This window comes from Tropicimonas sp. IMCC6043, assembly GCF_004146235.1.
In the GTDB taxonomy this organism is placed as follows: Bacteria; Pseudomonadota; Alphaproteobacteria; order Rhodobacterales; family Rhodobacteraceae; genus Tropicimonas.
In genome coordinates, this window is the sequence record NZ_SELO01000029.1 from 33,297 (window position 1) to 48,433 (window position 15,137).

12 protein-coding genes and 5 pseudogenes are annotated in these 15,137 nt (G+C 62.6%); 10 read left to right on the forward strand and 7 right to left on the reverse strand.

All coding sequences use genetic code 11. The annotated features are described in order from the left end of the window. Window positions 1-5: 5 nt before the first annotated feature. Window positions 6-2,183: a hypothetical protein gene (locus tag EU800_RS19630; protein ID WP_129634919.1), complete on the forward strand. Its 2,178-nt coding sequence runs from the start codon at window positions 6-8 to the stop codon at window positions 2,181-2,183. Between the two features lie 46 nt (window positions 2,184-2,229). Here EU800_RS19630 and EU800_RS19635 read toward each other — a convergent pair whose 3' ends face one another. Together EU800_RS19635 and EU800_RS19640 are read right to left on the reverse strand one after the other, a co-directional pair. Continuing rightward, on the reverse strand, window positions 2,230-3,342 hold the full coding sequence (locus EU800_RS19635) for a hypothetical protein (RefSeq protein ID WP_129634921.1): 1,113 nt from the start codon (window positions 3,340-3,342) through the stop codon (window positions 2,230-2,232). A 25-nt stretch (window positions 3,343-3,367) separates the two neighbouring features. Further along, window positions 3,368-3,817: a hypothetical protein gene (locus EU800_RS19640; RefSeq protein WP_129634923.1), complete on the reverse strand. Its 450-nt coding sequence runs from the start codon at window positions 3,815-3,817 to the stop codon at window positions 3,368-3,370. A 119-nt stretch (window positions 3,818-3,936) separates the two neighbouring features. Between EU800_RS19640 and EU800_RS27610 the strand changes: the two are divergent. Next, window positions 3,937-4,050: pseudogene (locus EU800_RS27610) on the forward strand (IS110 family transposase); the annotation flags it as partial. A 306-nt stretch (window positions 4,051-4,356) separates the two neighbouring features. Here EU800_RS27610 and EU800_RS19645 read toward each other — a convergent pair. Together EU800_RS19645 and EU800_RS19650 are read right to left on the reverse strand one after the other, a co-directional pair. Further along, window positions 4,357-6,399: a VIT domain-containing protein gene (locus tag EU800_RS19645; protein WP_129634925.1), complete on the reverse strand. Its 2,043-nt coding sequence runs from the start codon at window positions 6,397-6,399 to the stop codon at window positions 4,357-4,359. After that, on the reverse strand, window positions 6,396-6,749 hold the full coding sequence (locus tag EU800_RS19650) for a helix-turn-helix domain-containing protein (RefSeq protein WP_165354749.1): 354 nt from the start codon (window positions 6,747-6,749) through the stop codon (window positions 6,396-6,398). The genes EU800_RS19645 and EU800_RS19650 overlap by 4 nt, the downstream gene beginning before the upstream one ends. A gap of 119 nt (window positions 6,750-6,868) precedes the next feature. Here EU800_RS19650 and EU800_RS27615 point away from each other — a divergent pair. The 6 genes and pseudogenes from EU800_RS27615 to EU800_RS19675 all read left to right on the forward strand — a co-directional run. Then, window positions 6,869-7,422, forward strand: a pseudogene (locus EU800_RS27615) (transposase); the annotation flags it as partial. 195 nt (window positions 7,423-7,617) lie between these two features. Further along, window positions 7,618-7,791: a CsbD family protein gene (locus tag EU800_RS19660; protein WP_129634931.1), complete on the forward strand. Its 174-nt coding sequence runs from the start codon at window positions 7,618-7,620 to the stop codon at window positions 7,789-7,791. A gap of 108 nt (window positions 7,792-7,899) precedes the next feature. Further along, window positions 7,900-8,046 carry a hypothetical protein gene (locus EU800_RS26970; RefSeq protein WP_165354750.1) on the forward strand — a complete coding sequence of 49 codons (147 nt, stop codon included), beginning with the start codon at window positions 7,900-7,902 and terminating at the stop codon, window positions 8,044-8,046. Window positions 8,047-8,166: 120 nt separating this feature from the next. Next, a complete protein-coding gene (locus EU800_RS19665) occupies window positions 8,167-8,331 on the forward strand; it encodes a DUF3309 family protein (RefSeq protein WP_129634933.1) in 165 nt (54 codons plus the stop codon). A 105-nt stretch (window positions 8,332-8,436) separates the two neighbouring features. After that, on the forward strand, window positions 8,437-11,010 hold the full coding sequence (locus tag EU800_RS19670; RefSeq protein WP_129634935.1) for a cation-translocating P-type ATPase: 2,574 nt from the start codon (window positions 8,437-8,439) through the stop codon (window positions 11,008-11,010). Window positions 11,011-11,118: 108 nt separating this feature from the next. Next, window positions 11,119-12,351, forward strand: a pseudogene (locus EU800_RS19675) (IS3 family transposase). Window positions 12,352-12,496: 145 nt separating this feature from the next. On the opposite strand, the pseudogene EU800_RS19680 reads toward EU800_RS19675, so the two are convergent. Together EU800_RS19680 and EU800_RS19685 are read right to left on the reverse strand one after the other, a co-directional pair. Beyond that, window positions 12,497-12,631, reverse strand: a pseudogene (locus EU800_RS19680) (IS1380 family transposase); the annotation flags it as partial. A gap of 27 nt (window positions 12,632-12,658) precedes the next feature. Beyond that, window positions 12,659-12,847: a hypothetical protein gene (locus EU800_RS19685; protein ID WP_129634937.1), complete on the reverse strand. Its 189-nt coding sequence runs from the start codon at window positions 12,845-12,847 to the stop codon at window positions 12,659-12,661. Window positions 12,848-13,108: 261 nt separating this feature from the next. Here EU800_RS19685 and EU800_RS19690 point away from each other — a divergent pair, with 261 nt between their 5' ends. Next, window positions 13,109-13,678: a rhomboid family intramembrane serine protease gene (locus EU800_RS19690; RefSeq protein ID WP_242500643.1), complete on the forward strand. Its 570-nt coding sequence runs from the start codon at window positions 13,109-13,111 to the stop codon at window positions 13,676-13,678. A 408-nt stretch (window positions 13,679-14,086) separates the two neighbouring features. Here EU800_RS19690 and EU800_RS19695 read toward each other — a convergent pair. Continuing rightward, window positions 14,087-14,770 (reverse strand): annotated as a pseudogene (locus EU800_RS19695) (IS110 family transposase); the annotation flags it as partial. Between the two features lie 84 nt (window positions 14,771-14,854). Between EU800_RS19695 and EU800_RS19700 the strand changes: the two are divergent. After that, a partial coding sequence (locus EU800_RS19700) for a transposase (RefSeq protein WP_165354751.1) occupies window positions 14,855-15,137 on the forward strand: 283 nt, incomplete at its 3' end.

Here is a 15,137-nt window from a genome sequence, read left to right on the forward strand (position 1 = left end):
AAGCCATGACCCGGTGGTTCGTTCTTGCGGCGTCTGTAGCGCTGTTTGCAATGCAATCGAGCCCTGGGCTCTCCGAGGACCTCAGTTCTAACATCATGAGGCGGGTCAATGCGGCAAACCTTGCTCTGGACAAGGTAGAAGACTTGATCAGGCGGGAGAATGCCGACCTGACGGAAGGACCATTTCGCGAGGCGCGTCAGGAATACGAGCACATTTTCAACTATTATGGGTCATCCTTCGACCACGAACACCCGATCATCGTGGAGCTGAAACAGCGGATCGACACGCTGTCGGCTCAGGCCGAGGGCGCATCCGCCGCCGCAGAGGCACCGGCCGCTTCGACGGAGACAGCAGCATCGCCGCCGAGGGACCTCAGTGCCAACATCCTGCGCCGGGTTGACGCGGCCAAACAGTCGCTCGATCGGGTCGACGGCATGATCAGGACCGGAAATGCGGACCTTGCGGCGGGACCGTTGGCCGCCGCGCAGACCGAGTATGACAACATCTTCACCTACTACGATAGGCAGTTCGATCCTGCGCATCCGACCCTGACGGCGCTCAAGGCACGCATCGACAGGCTGACGGCCGAAGCGCAGAAAGCGGAGGAGGAGGCGGAGGCGACCGCCGCGGCCGGATCGCCGGCCTCGGGCGATTCCGATCTGCTTCCGAACGTCCGCCGCATGATCGGAATCATCGAAGAGGATGTCGAAAGCGTGGAAACCCTGATCGCCAAAGGGCAGCGTACTGACGGCGCCATGAACCGTCTCAGGAACGACTACACTCAGATCGCCGCGCGCTACAGCGGCCTATACGATCCCAATCACCCGGACCTGGTCGCGTTGGAGCAACGGATCGCCACACTGGAACAGTCCGTGACCGCGGCGAACCAGACGAAGATGGCCGCTACCCCGGTCGAGAAGATGGATCTGATCACCGGGATGTCGGAGGAGGCGGCAGGCCAGCTCAAAGAGGTGGGAGTGGCCCTGTCGATGCTGGACCGCGCGCTCGCGCAGGCCCGCGAAGCCGAAGCCGCGGCGGCAGGGATGGTGCCCAAGCTGACGCCGCTGGCCGACAACGCCCAACTCATCGCAGGACGGATGCAGGAGGTCGAGACCGCCTTCGCCGCCTTCGACCGCGAATTCGACGGGTTGGTCGATCCCGATCACGCGGCCTATGTCCAGGTCAAGAACCGGATCGCCGCGGCGCGCGATGGGGTCGTCGCCTACCAGGCCGACGTGGCCGCCGAAGCCCGCGCGGTGCAGCAGGAACGGGACGCCAAGTTCGCCGCGGAGATCGCCGCGATCATGGGGAAATACAGTGACCAGCCGCCAACCAGCAATCTGCATGCCGCCAATGCCGGGAAGATGGTGTTTTCCACCCAGCCCATTCCCTTCGCCGAGCAGGACCAAGCCGAGATTCTAGACACGTTCAGGCTGACCGACCCGATCTTCGGCCGGGTATTCCTGATGCACTCGATCGGCAACACACCGATTTACGGATCGGATGGAAGACCAAGTGCCAACGACGCATTCGGCTATACAGTGCGCCTGTTCATCAATGGCGAAGAGAAGGCATACAAGTTTGACGTCTTTGCCGAAGGCCAGCTGCAAGGCGAGGCGGGGGAGAGCTGGACGACATGGCAGTTCGCGCCCAACCCCCAGCCCTTCGATGAAGCCTTCAAGGCCGAAGCCGACGCCTGGCGCGCCACCACCCGCGAACTGGCGCCCGGCGCACACGAGGTCCGGTTCGAGCTGTGGAGCACGCAGGGACAATTCACGTCACGCCAACCGGTCTCGGTGGGCGAGTTCGCGCTGATGGTCGGCGAGGGTGACCGCATCGCCGCCGGTTCCGCGTTTCCCAGCGACGCCCATGAAGGTGGCGATACTGAAGCACTTCGAGCCCAGATGCTCCAGGCCATCGTTGGGCCGGTCACGAAAAGTGCCGACGAGATCCTGAAGATCGCGGTCACCAGCAATTGGCGCGAAGGGGTCTACAGCGACACCAAGCGACGCTATCGGACTGTCAGCGGCGCGGTGCTGTGGCGCGACACGGACAGCGATGGCGTCTGCCGGTTCACGACCTACAATTTCGTTTCCGACCACCTGGGCGGAAACGACTGGAGTCCCGCCGCTTTCAATTCCTTTTGCCTAAGTTGCCCGGAAGGAGATGTGGAATGCCCGTGAGGCGAGGCTCGGTCTCGTCCCGACGCTGGCGATCGGCGGTGTCGCATCAGCCGATTGCCGACTCGTCGAGCGCGCGCTGTATCCGGTAGGCGTCCCGCTCCTTCAGGTTGGGTATGGCAGTCTCGCGGTGGCCCGCGCACAGGAATGTAAACAGCGCTACCCCGAAGCGGGTATAGTGGACCATGGTTCGCTCGACGTCGCGGCGTTGTATGGTTCTGACGTCGTAGCGCCAGATCCAAAGTCGCGAATAGACGGTGACGGTGGTGGCATCGATGTGGACAGCTTGTTTCGAATAGGCCCAGGCAAGAACCAGCAGGTAGGCGATCGCCGACGCCAATGCCGCCGCGATGTGGATTTCGCGAATGGCGCCTATCGCGCCCCGCGCGAAGTTCTGGATCACCGCCGCCAGGACGAGAGCGGCAAGACAGGAAGACAGGATCGGCCAAGCGTGGCGCTTTGCCTTGGCGAACTCCAGGATGACCGGCGTTTTGTCCTCCGGGTCGGGCCGTGCCGGGACCGGAAGCCACGTTTCCTGCAGCAGCGTGCCGGGGATTGTCCCAGCGAGCAATCTCTGCCTGTCCTCGATGCGCTCGCGCGCCCTTGACGGGTCGAAAACCTGCGCCCCCGTGCTGCCCGTAAATTCGAGCGGAAGCCCCAGGGCCTCGGCCAGCGCCTCGGCCCGGGCGCGCCAGGGCTCCCTGCGGCTGGTGAACAGACCCTTCGAATACAGGGGGACGGACCGGGCAGAATCGCTGCCATGGCGCAGCACGATCGCCCACCCCACCAGGTTCGCCCCACCGCCGCGGTAGCTGCGTATTTCCTCGACAGTCTCGCTCCAGGCGACCGCCCGGTAGGCGGACAGGGGTTCAAACCACTCGCTGCTGCCGCGCCGGAAGCGGACTCCGGTGGCGTCGATCTTGTAGCGCTTCCCGAATGCCCGTTCCAGCAGCACGCCGATGGCTTCGAGGACCAGGGGCGCGGCAACGGCGACCGGCAAGGTCGACATGGCTTCCGACCGCCCGAAGGAACTCCCCTCGATGAGGGAATAGATTCCGTAGCCACCAAGAAGGACAGCGATCGAGAGGCCAACATAACGGAACCCGCGGCGCAGTGAACGGGTCACGACGAAGGGCAAGGAGAAGTGGCCGGGAGCTGTCATTGCGGTTTCCTGTCGGCGAAGCCGATCATACGTAGACGTCGTCCAAGCGGCCGGACTCGATTTGAGTCACGGCGTGATGCAAAGCCTTGATCCGGTTTTGGGACGCCCGTATCCGAGCATGGTTTTTTTCGATTTCAGTCAGGGCCCAGGCCAGCATGATCCCCGCGTTGCGCTCGGCGCCGCGCTTCAGGTAGATCGGCGCGCGCGGATTGTTGGGGTGGCGCATGTCGACCACATCCTCGGGTCGATAGTAGTTCTCGATTCCGGCGAGAAGCTTGATCATGTCGTCTTCGTTCCCGAGGAACTCAATCTCGACGGCGTTTGGGTCGAGACGCGATCTTTCGCTCAGCACGCCACAATAGGTGTCGTAGAGGCCTCCCTTCCAGACGACGCAGAGTTGCGAGTAACCACAATAGGGCACTTCGCGATCGTGCTCGTCTTTCCAACGCCATTTGTAGATATCTCGCTCTCGCATTGCTTTGTCCTTTTCGACGGTGGACGGGCTCTGTTGATGGCGTGGATGCCCCCACCTGACGGCATCGCAATGTGCCAATGCAATAAGTTTTGAAACCATCACAGAAGGAGAGAGCATCCATGTCTGAGGTTACGACCGTCGGGATCGATCTGGCAAAGCGCATTTTCCATCTGCACGGCACCGACCGCAACGGGTCCGTCGAATTTCGCAAGAAGCTCAGAAAGGTCCATGTTGGTCTTGGTCATCGGGGTCTCCGTGTGGTTCGTGGTTGAAGCGTCGAAACTCCACCTCGACCATACACCTCGATGGCCACCCAGGATTACACCGGCACCGCCGATGAAATTACACCACGTCCTCGGACACTAACAAACAAACAAAACATGCGAAGTTCAGTAATTTTGATCCCCCTAAGATCTTAAAAACTCAAGCACCTACGAGCCGGTGCCTCACCTTGCCGATTTTGTCCCCCCCATCATCTCGGCCTGTAAGTCGCATCGATGTCGTATGCGCTTGTGCTGTTCTTTCCGGTTCACGTCTCATCAAGTGGTGAAGCTTAGCTGTGAAGCGATCTCGTCAAACGAGATAACGGCACTGATATTGCGTGCGACACGTCGCGCGTATCGGTCGAGCCCGGCCCGTGATGCAATCACACCGATTGCGACCAGCAGAGCGCTAATCTTGTGCTGGTTAGCCACTCTCTTGACCTCGGGTGCCTCTGCCAGGCGTTCAATCAGATCCCGGGAATGGCGATCCAGTCTCGAGAAGTCGCCGACCGACAGGCTGCGCCCCAAATGCGCCCAGTCTATCGACGCGGCCAGGCGCTCGACGTCTTCCTTTTTTGGGCTCTCGCCGATGCGAAGAGGAGAACCCTGAACGAGCTTCCGGGGAGCACGGCTGAGAGAAGGTCTTTCCGCACGCCGGAATTTTGTCGTGGCAAAGCTCTCACTGCTATATGCGTCAATCGAAGGGGTCCTTGCCGCGAGTATTGAAAGATGCGGAGCCGCCATTGGTATGCTCATAGCGCGCGCATCACCCGCAAAGCCCATCAGCGGCACTTTCCGCATTTCCGGCGGTCGGCTGTCCTCATTGATTTCTGTGTCCGTGAGGATGAGGCTGGTTAAATGGGAGCACAGTCCGTTGGCCTCGGCCCATTTCTGTGCGGCCGCCTTCCTCAGAAGCGGAACGGCCAGCGCTGCGGCGTAGCGGCCCGGTGGGTTGGCGGTGACCGTTTCGACCCTGTCTCCCCATTCGGCGCGGATCTCGACCCCGCCGCGAGTTGCGGATAGCAAGGCAACGCGATCGTCGTCGACTTCGCCGGTGACGTAACCCCCTGGGCGCCGCATCGATTCCAGCGCCGTTTTCAGGGCCGGGGACACGTCATCGCCCCTGGCGAAGAAGACCTGACCACCGGTCATCGCACAGACGTGGCCGATATGGGCGTCGAGACTACCGGCCCCTACGAGGATCGCCGATACTCTGGCCTCGGAGGCTTTCAGGTCCTCGACCAGCGTTGCGTGTGTCATTCCGTCCGTCAGCACGAGAATATGCCGCGCGCCGGACGCCAAAACTTTTTTCACCGCCGCACCGAGTTCGGTACCGCCCCGGGGACTCTCTAACGAACGTGCCAGATCTGCTGCTCGGGCACCACTTGCTTCACCCACGTTTTCGCAAGTCGAATCGAATTGCCAGAGATCGATACGATCGTTGTCACCAATAATTCCAAGTTCTCGCACCAGCGCCGACTTCATCGCGGAAAACACGGTGCTGCCTGAGCTGTTCACCGCCGCGCCGGTGGATCCCGACCGATCGACAAGGATCGAAAGGGCGAGCGGTGCGTCATTCCTTTCGAGCAGAGAGAGAGATATCTGCACGCCACGCCCGTCAGCCGTGACGCCTTGATGCTGGCCAAATACCCCGCCTTCGACGCTGAGTTCTATCGCCCGATCTAAGGGGATGCGGAGACCCCGGATAGGCAGATCGGAATTGCCAATGAGACGCACGGCACCCTCGTCGGCTGTGACTGTAAGGGTCGCCTCGTGTCGGACATGTGCCGACACCGCGAGGTCATCCGCGGGAAGAAGAGGCGAAGTGCCATAGAGGTGTCCCACGGTGACCGGAATCCGAAGAAACGGCACCCCGTCGAGGTTGGTCAGGGGGGCTACTGCTTCGAGCGTGACCGAAACCTCCTCTCCGGCGGGCAACGATCCAACCGACAGGATGTGAACACCGCGCAATGCCTCTTCGTGCAAAACGGCAAGCCGCCCATCATCGATCGCGTTCTCATAAACCTCCCGGGCGGTCGTTTTGGCCTTGGCCTGCGCCTCGAAAGTCCGCTCTCCGATACTTGCCGATAACCCGGTGACGACCGCGTCAAATCCGACCGGCATGGTCAGGACAACCTCGATTGGAACCTCTTCGGCATTTCGGAAGGTGCGGGTAGTTGTGATCGTGGCGAGGCCGCACGAAATCTGAACGTCAATCTCCGTGTCGGTCAAAGGCATTGGGCGGCCATCGCCGTCAAGAAAACAAGTGGCTCCTTCGTTGAGGGTTTCGATCCGATGGCCCAGGGCTGTTGCGATCATTCCTGTGTCTCCTTTCCGACATAGGCCTCTAGCGCCGTTTTGACTTTTTCGAGAACGTCGTCGATATCGAGGGATTGAGGAGAAACATCCTGTGCCACGCGCAGTTCGACCCCGCCCTCCTGAAGCACTGGCACGGCATCGTCGAATGCCATCAGCACCTTGATCGAACCGGGTTTCATGCCCAGGCGGTGCAGGCCCAGGTAGCGGCGTGCCCGAGAGAGGTGCTCATTGTCATAGGCGTCTGCCGCGCGACCGGTCTTGTTGGCCGGGGGTAGTATTCCTTCGGCTACCAGGAAACGAATCTGCCGAGGTGGCACATCCAGTGTTTCTGCCAGTTCTGAAAGAGTCATCATGCCTCCTATCGCGACATAAACTATGTTTTGTTTTAGGTGATGTCAATAATCGCGACAAGAGAAATGTCTCGATTTCTAATCAGACACCGAACGCGGGCCAGGATCTAGCTTGCGGCGTTCTCGAGGCGTATGCCGACCAAAGGATGCTGTAGTTCTTCCGTGCAGATGCCGCCTTCGCCCTGCTGGAACTCCCCGGGACGCTGGAGGCGGCGGGCCACTCTGATTCCGTCCGTCCGCCCACCAACACCTTTCTTCACGGACGTATCGCGTATCGGCTAATGTGCCCGGTCGGGCGTCCGCCAAACATGTCCGACTGTTCTACGAGATCTTCGAGTGCTGGGCCAAAAGCTGGTACAAGCCGCGCAGGGTTGTCGTGAAGATCGAGTGGCGTGCCGGCGAACTGTTCCCGCGCGTCGGCTTCGTGGTGACCATCCTGCGGAGGGAGCCTGAATGGGTGATCGACTTCTTCAACCGCCGCGGCACCGCCGAACAACACATCCGCGAGGGCAAGTATGCCATCCATTGGACGCAGCTGTCCTGCCGCCACTTCTGTCACAACGAGGTGCGCGTTCAGTTCTACGCTTTGGCCGATATCGGCCGACTGCGACGAGCGGCTGATCTACCTCCCGTCTGCCGCTCGTCGAATTCGACGAGCCTGAGCACGGAATTGTCGGGTGTGGCGCCAGTCGGACGGAGTACAGCCGGTGAACAGCACCCCCTCGCTGCAGACAAACGCCATGTGCTTGCGGCGACACCGAACTTCGAGAAGTGTCAGGCCCTCGGCGGCATTGATCTGGATCAGCGCGCGATTCCGAAACTCCCCTAGTTTTCTGATATGCGCCGCGTGGCGCGAAATGAGCGCTCCATGGACAAGGATCGGGTGATCGGTTCCGCGAAGGTCGTCAAGGGAAAGGTTAAGGAGGCCGTAGGAAAGGCTGTGGGAGACGCCAAGCTTGAGACCGAAGGCAAGGCAGACAAGGCTGAGGGCAAGGTTCATAATATCGTCGGCGGGCTGAAAGATGTGCTGCGCGGTGAGTGACCGTCAGGATCAGGTGGCGGGTCCCGCGCACCAGCGCCGCGGTCCATACAAGGTGCCACCAAGGTCGAGGATGGCGCCACGCGGGGGGCGTCGGGAGGCGCGATCAAGATGAACCGCAATGCACTTTATCTGGTCATCGGCCTGCTCGCCGCAGGCGTCCTTGTCGTGGGCTACCTGTATTATCAGGAAAGCCGGAGCCGGAGCGGCATCGAAATCGAGATCGGCGAGCACGGCGTCTCGATAGAGGAGAGATAGTCCGCCGAACCTTATCGGGCGGCGAATTGTGCAGGACGCATCAGACAACACCGGAAGATGCGTCCGGTTCTCGGAATACTCAACGGCTTGGCAGGATCCTGCCATCGAAAGGGGGCAATAATGTCGCTTGGTACCATTCTTCTCATCCTCCTCGTCATCTTCCTGCTCGGGGGCTTCAGCGGCCGCTTCGGCGGTTACGGCTATGGCTTCGGACATGGCGGGATCGGTGTGATCGGGGTCCTGATCATCATTCTTCTTGTTCTGGTGATTGCCGGACGCCTCTGACTGCGTGCCCGTTGGTCAGGGGGAGACGGTGCCGCGCGACTGATGGTAGGACGTCGTAATGCGGTTTCGAGCCAGAACTCTATCGTCCGATGAGGGGGCCGCGACTTGAAACCATCCGTCCGGCAACCGCACTCCGCAGCGCCCGTTGGTCGCGGCCTCACCCAAGCCGAGGCAGAGTCGCGCCTGGCCGCCGAAGGCTTCAATGAACTGCCCCGCGCGCGCCGTCGCACACCCTTGCGGATCGTGCTGGAGGTCCTGCGCGAACCGATGTTGGCGCTGCTGATCGCGGGGGGTGTGGTCTATCTGCTGCTTGGCAGCCTGGAAGAGGCGCTGGTCCTGCTGGCCTTCGCGTGCCTGTCGGTGGGCATCACCGTGGTCCAGGAGGCGCGGACCGAACGCGTGCTGGAGGCGCTGCGCGATCTGACCAGCCCGCGCGCGCTGGTGATCCGGGGCGGCGAACGGCTGCGGATCGCCGGGCGCGAGGTTGCACGCGGCGACCTGATCGTGCTGGCCGAAGGCGACAGGGTGCCGGCCGACGCGGTGCTTCTGGAGGCGACGGGCCTTTCGGCCGACGAATCCCTGCTGACAGGCGAGGCTGTTCCGGTCCGCAAGCTTGTGGGAACGCCCGATCCAGACACCCGTCCGGGCGGCGAGGATCTGCCCGTGGTCTTCTCGGGCAGCATGATCGTTGGCGGATCGGCCATCGCCGAAGTCACGGCAACGGGGTCTGCCAGCGAGATCGGGAAGATCGGCGCTTCTCTCGCCACGCTGGAGACCGAGACGCCGCACCTGCAGCGCCAGATGCGCAGGCTGGTCATCGGTTTCGCAGCGCTGGGGGGCGCGGTCAGTGTGGCCGTCGTGGTGCTCTATGGTCTGTTGCGCGGCGGCTGGCTGGAAGGCGTGCTGGCGGGCATCGCCGTCGGCATGTCGATGCTGCCCGAGGAATTTCCGATGGTACTAGCCGTCTTCATGGCGATGGGGGCGTGGCGGATTTCCCGCGTCAGGGTGCTGACGCGCCGGGCCTCGGCGATCGAGACGCTGGGCGCGGCCTCGGTGCTGTGCACCGACAAGACCGGCACCCTGACCGAGAACCGCATGACGATCGCCGAACTCCGCCTGCCCGACGGTACGGCGGCGAGGGTCGACGACACGGCCCTTCCCGAGGCATTTCGCGAGCTTGCGGCGGCGGGGGTCATGGCCTCGGCCCCCGAACCGTTCGACCCGATGGAGAAGGCGTTTCATGTGCTGGCCGCAGCAGACCTGCGCCCGGGCGAGACCGTGCCCGGCGCGGGCCGGACGCTGGTGCGCTCCTATCCGCTTGCACCCGACCTGCTCGCCATGTCGCAGGTCTGGGCCAGCGACGGCGTGGGTTGGCAGATCGCCGCCAAGGGCGCGCCCGAGGCGATGGCCGATCTGTGCGGGCTGGATGCTGCCGCCCGCGCCGGGGTCACGGTGCAGGTGAACGACATGGCCGAAGCCGGCCTGCGGGTACTGGGGGTGGCCGAGGCCGCGTTTGCCGGCGCCGATCTGCCGGACAGCCAGCGCGCGTTCGCCTTCCGCTTTCTGGGCCTTGTGGGCCTGGCCGATCCGCTGCGGGCCTCGGTACCCGCGGCGGTGGCGCTGTGCCGCAGCGCAGGCATCCGCGTCATCATGATCACCGGGGATTATCCCGCCACGGCGCAGGCGATTGCGGCGCAGGCGGGATTGCGGGGCGGGCGGGTGATCGACGGGACCGCACTTCAGGCGATGTCGGACGCCGATCTGGCAACCGCCGTGCAGGACGTCACCATCTTCGCCCGCATCATGCCGGAACAGAAACTGCGCATCGTCACCGCACTGAAATCCGCGGGCGCCGTCGTGGCCATGACCGGCGACGGCGTGAACGACGCGCCCTCGCTGAAGGCCGCCGATATCGGCGTGGCCATGGGCGGGCGCGGCACGGACGTGGCACGTGAGGCGGCGTCGATCGTGCTGCTGGATGACGATTTCGGGTCCATCGTGACGACCGTACGACTGGGGCGGCGCATCTACGACAACCTGCGAAAGGCCATGAGCTTCATCCTGGCGGTGCACGTGCCGATCGCCGGACTGGCGCTGATGCCTTTGCTGTTTGGCATGCCGATCCTGTTCGGCCCGATGCACATCGCCTTTCTGGAGATGGTGATCGACCCGGTTTGTTCGCTCGTGTTCGAGGCCGAGACCGAGGAGGACGGCGTGATGGACCGCCCGCCGCGCCCGCCCGCCGAGCCCCTGTTCTCCGTCCCAACCATCCTCTGGAGCGTGGTCCAGGGCGCGATGGTACTGGGAGTCACCGCCACGATCTTCGCGCTTGCCCCCGGTTACGGGCTGGACGCTGATCAGGTGCGCGGCCTCACCTTTGCCGCCCTGGTACTTGGCATCGTGGCGCTGATCTTCGTGGACCGGTCGCTGTCGTCCTCTCTCATCACCGCCATCCGGCGGCCCAACAGGGCACTGGCGGTTGTGCTGCCGATCGTGGCGGTCCTGCTGGCTGTCACCCTGTTCTGGCAGCCCGCCCGCGACCTGTTCGGCTTCGCGGCACTGGACCCGGTCTTCCTGGCCGTCCCGCCGCTTGCAGGGCTGGCCGTGCTGCTGGTGCTCGAAATGGTCAAACCGATCTGGCGGCGGAGCGTCCGCGTGGGCACCATAGTCCAAGGGTAAAAGGCTGCCCGGTTCCTTGCGTCCAAAGCAAAAGCGCGAGCGCAATGCGCGGCGGGCGCGGAGAGGTCCGATGTCGGAGCGGCCGGGGCGCCGGCTCGGGAACGGCGAATGACGGCAAGGCGAAAGCAGGAGGCGGTTCTGCGGGTTCTTCGCGGCGAACCGCTGGAAACCCTGGCGCGGGAACTTCGGGTCACCGTGAAGGAGCTCAGCGGATGGCGGAATGCATTTCTCGAAGCAGGGGCCGAGAGCCTGAAATCCCGTCCGAGGGACGATCGGGACGACCGGATCGCGCTGCTGCAGGCCAAGCTCGGCGCCGTCACTATGGAGTTCGCGCGTCATGAAATCGGTCCGGGGGACCGATTTTAGCAAGAACGAACTGCTTTACGAGAAGGTCGCGCGGATGGAGGGCGGGCGCCCTTTGGGCCGGCGGAGGTCGAGGCGATGAGTGCCGTGCTCTCGATCTCCGGGCGTCGTCGCTACGGGCTTTCTCGCGTCTGCCGGGTCTGGGGTGTTCCTCGCGCCGGCATCTATCGCCGGCGGCGGGTCGCCAACCTGCCCGCGACCCCGCGCCGCCGGCCAGGGCCGCAGGGCCCGATGCCTGATGCCGCCCTGGTGGAGAAGATCCGCACCATTCTGACCGACAGCCCCTTTCACGGCGAGGGCTATCGCAAGGTCTGGGCGCGCCTGCGTCACAAGGGCGAGCGGACCTCGAAGGAACGCGTGCGCCGTCTGATGCGGGAGAACGGTCTCTCGGCGGACACGGGCCGGGCGACGCCGCGCGGGCCGCGGGCTCACGATGGCACGATCATCCCGGAGACGCTCGATACGATGTGGGGCACCGACATGACGGCCACGGTGACGACCGAGCACGGCCAGGTGGCGGTCTTCGTCGCTGTGGACCACTGCTCTGCCGAGTGCGTCGGCATCCATGCCGCGCTGCGCGGTACGCGCCACGAGGCGCTGGAGCCGGTGCGCCAGGGCGTGACGGCCTGCTTCGGCGCTATCGGCAAGGATGTCGCCGTCGGGCTGAGCCTGCGCCACGATCACGGCTCCCAGTACATGTCCCACGACTTCCAGACCGAAATCCGGTGGCTGGGCATCTCGTCCTCGCCGGCCTTCATCCGGGCACCGGAGGGCAACGGCTGCGCTGAGAGATTCATCCGGACCCTCAAGGAAAACCTGTTGTGGGTCAGGACTTTCGACACCGTCGAACAACTCCGCGAGGCGCTGATCGCATTCCGGCAGACCTACAACGAACAATGGCTGATCGAGCGACACGGTCACCGCTCGCCAGCCCAGTTCAGAGGTGACCAGATGGACAGCCAGCCCGTGGCAGCGTAGATGCAAACCGGTGTCTCAGAAACCAGGGGCGGTACACCTTGGCGCAAGTCGCGGCTTGTGCATTGGCGAACGTCCGATTTCCGTTCCATCTAGCCGAGCGCCACTGAATTCGCAGTGCTCAGCCTTGGTTCCGGAAAAAACATGCGATCTTGGTCAGCTTCACCTGCAGGCTGGTCAGCGACCAGTCGGCCTTGGCCTCAGGCATCCCGATGCACAGGAAGGTGGCCAGGTTGTAGGCCAAGGCATTGAGATGCAGCCGCACCTGGTTATCGAGGAACCGCCAGCACGGCATGGCGATAGCCCAAACTCAGCGCTCGTTGCTCTTTGATCTTGGAATGCCCTGTCCCCATTGAATTCTGCTTTCCGGCGGAATGCGGCTCTGGTCGAAGACCCGTGCCGATTTGGTCGCGGACTGCTTCAACTCCTCAAGCGACGCCTTCAACTGCTCCAGCTCAAGATACCCCTGCATGCCTCCCAGACGCTCAAGGAGCGCCACTTAGGCCTTCGCCTCGGACATGCTGACCTCCTTCCCCCTGGCAACGGTCAGAATGGCCTCTCTGGCAGCCTCCACGGCCTCCTGTGGGGTCGTGGTCGATGGTCTGGTTGCCGCTGGTCAAGATTGGAGGATAGGTTCCCACCACCCCGCTATTGGACCAGGCATCAGGCCATGCATTTCCGAACTACCCCGACCTCCTCCAAGGTTCGCCGTGACCAGCAGGTTGGTGCACCAGCGTTTCTCTTGTGGGTTGTTGGGGTCATGGCCCTGATTGAGTTCACCCTCAGCGCTGCCGACGCCGATATTGTCGGTTCACCTTCGTGGCGTTGGGTCGCCTACGGTTTCGGAGCATTTTGGCAGCCATTGATTTCTGGGGACGTCTCGCCGATTTTTCCCGGCCAAACCGCAACGATGTTCGTCACACACGCTTTCTTGCACGGAGGACCAATGCACTTGGTCCTGAACAGCGTCATCCTTCTCGCCCTTGGAAAATACATTTCCGCACGTATTGGTCCCGCCAAGACCATGTTGGTTCTTCTTCTTTCAGCCGTAGGAGGCGGGGTCGCCTTTGGATTTATCTCTACGAGCAGCGCTCCCATGATTGGAGCCTCAGGAGCCGTTTTTGGTTTGATCGGCATCTGGCAGACTTGGGACTATCTCAGCCGCCGAAGGCTTCGACTGTCGATCCAACCCGTTGTGAGCGCAATGTTGGGCTTAATCTTCGCGAACTTTGTCCTTTTTGCCTTTCTCGACGGTGGGCTCGCATGGCAAGCACATCTCGGGGGCTGGGTTGTCGGATGCATCTCGGCGACCACTTTTGTCCGAAACTGAGGGCAAGTTTTCAGGGCTCGGATGACGGCTTCGCGCTCGCAAGCCGCCCTCCATGCCGACCGCAGCATCCCGTAGGAAGGGCGGAGAGCGGGAATTCGCCGCGTGCAGCAGCGATGGCCGTTCAGCGGACATTGCCGCCGATCATCGACTCTGTCTTTCCAACCGCTTTCTGCGCATATGTATGTGCCGACTGCTGATCGCAATGGTTTTTGCGTGGCTTCAGATATCGCTCATATGTATCCGGTCTGTTTGTCGGCGCGCGGGCCGTGACCCTGTTGGAAATACGCACGCACTTTGATCTCATTAGCAGCTCGGCCGACTTGGGGCCAAATGCGCAGTCAGATTCCGGGTGCGTTATCTATCCGTCCCATGCTGTCTCCTTCGCGAACCTCTGTTCGGTGCCGGGCGTCAGATGGCCTCGACAACCGTATTTCCTGGGGTGTCGAAGCCCCGTTTGTACCGCAGAACCGCCCAGGCTATCCGGGCAAGCTTGTTGGCCAGGGCGACCGCCAGCTTGTTGCGATGCATCCGTCGATCCGCTTCCGTGAGCCATGCTCCAAAGCTGAAGTTGGGCCAGTTGTGCGGGCGCAGCAGGATGACCTTGGCCGCCTGGATCAACAACGTTCGCAGGTATCGGCTGCCGCGCTTGGATATCCCGCCAAGGATCGTTTTCCCACCGGTGCTGAATTGTCTTGGAACCAGCCCGAGCCAGGCCGCCATGTGACGCCCGTTGTCGAAGGCTTCTCCCTTCCCAACAGCCGCAACGAGGGCAGTCGAGATGATCGGGCCTATTCCGGGAATAGTTCGCAGATCGCGGCAGTGCGCCTCGTTTTCGCCGATCTCAGCAATCTCCGAGGACACGGCATCAATCCGTTCGTCCAATCGCATCCAATCGCCGTGCAGATCCAGAATGATGTGGCGCATCCGGGGAGAAATCTCGTCTCGCCGCTCGTCGAGCAGTTTCAGCAACGAGTTCCGGACAGCGCGTAGCCCCTTGCGAATGGTGATCCCCTGTTCGATCAGGAATGCCCGGATCTGGTTGACGGTGGCTGTTCGACGGGAGACGAGGCGTGAACGGACCCGGTGCAATGCTGTCTGACGTCAGCACCCCGCGGAGAGATTTAGGGGTTTGAGCAACGGAGGGTTCTGGTTCATCGAAGCCGCCAAGGAGCGAAGATGAAACAGACACCCGGAACATCGAAGGATGCCGCTGACAAGCTGGTCAGGGGGATCAAGCGGAAGACCCGCAAGCATTACTCGGCCGAGGAGAAGATCCGCATCGTGCTGGCTGGACTTCGAGGCGAGGAGAGCATCGCCGCGCTGTGCCGCCGCGAGGGGATCGCCGAGAGCCTCTACTACACCTGGTCGAAAGAGTTCCTCGAGGCCGGCAAGAAACGCCTGGCTGGAGACACTGCCCGTCAGGCGACGGCGCCGGAGGTCAAGGAACTCCGCTCGGAGG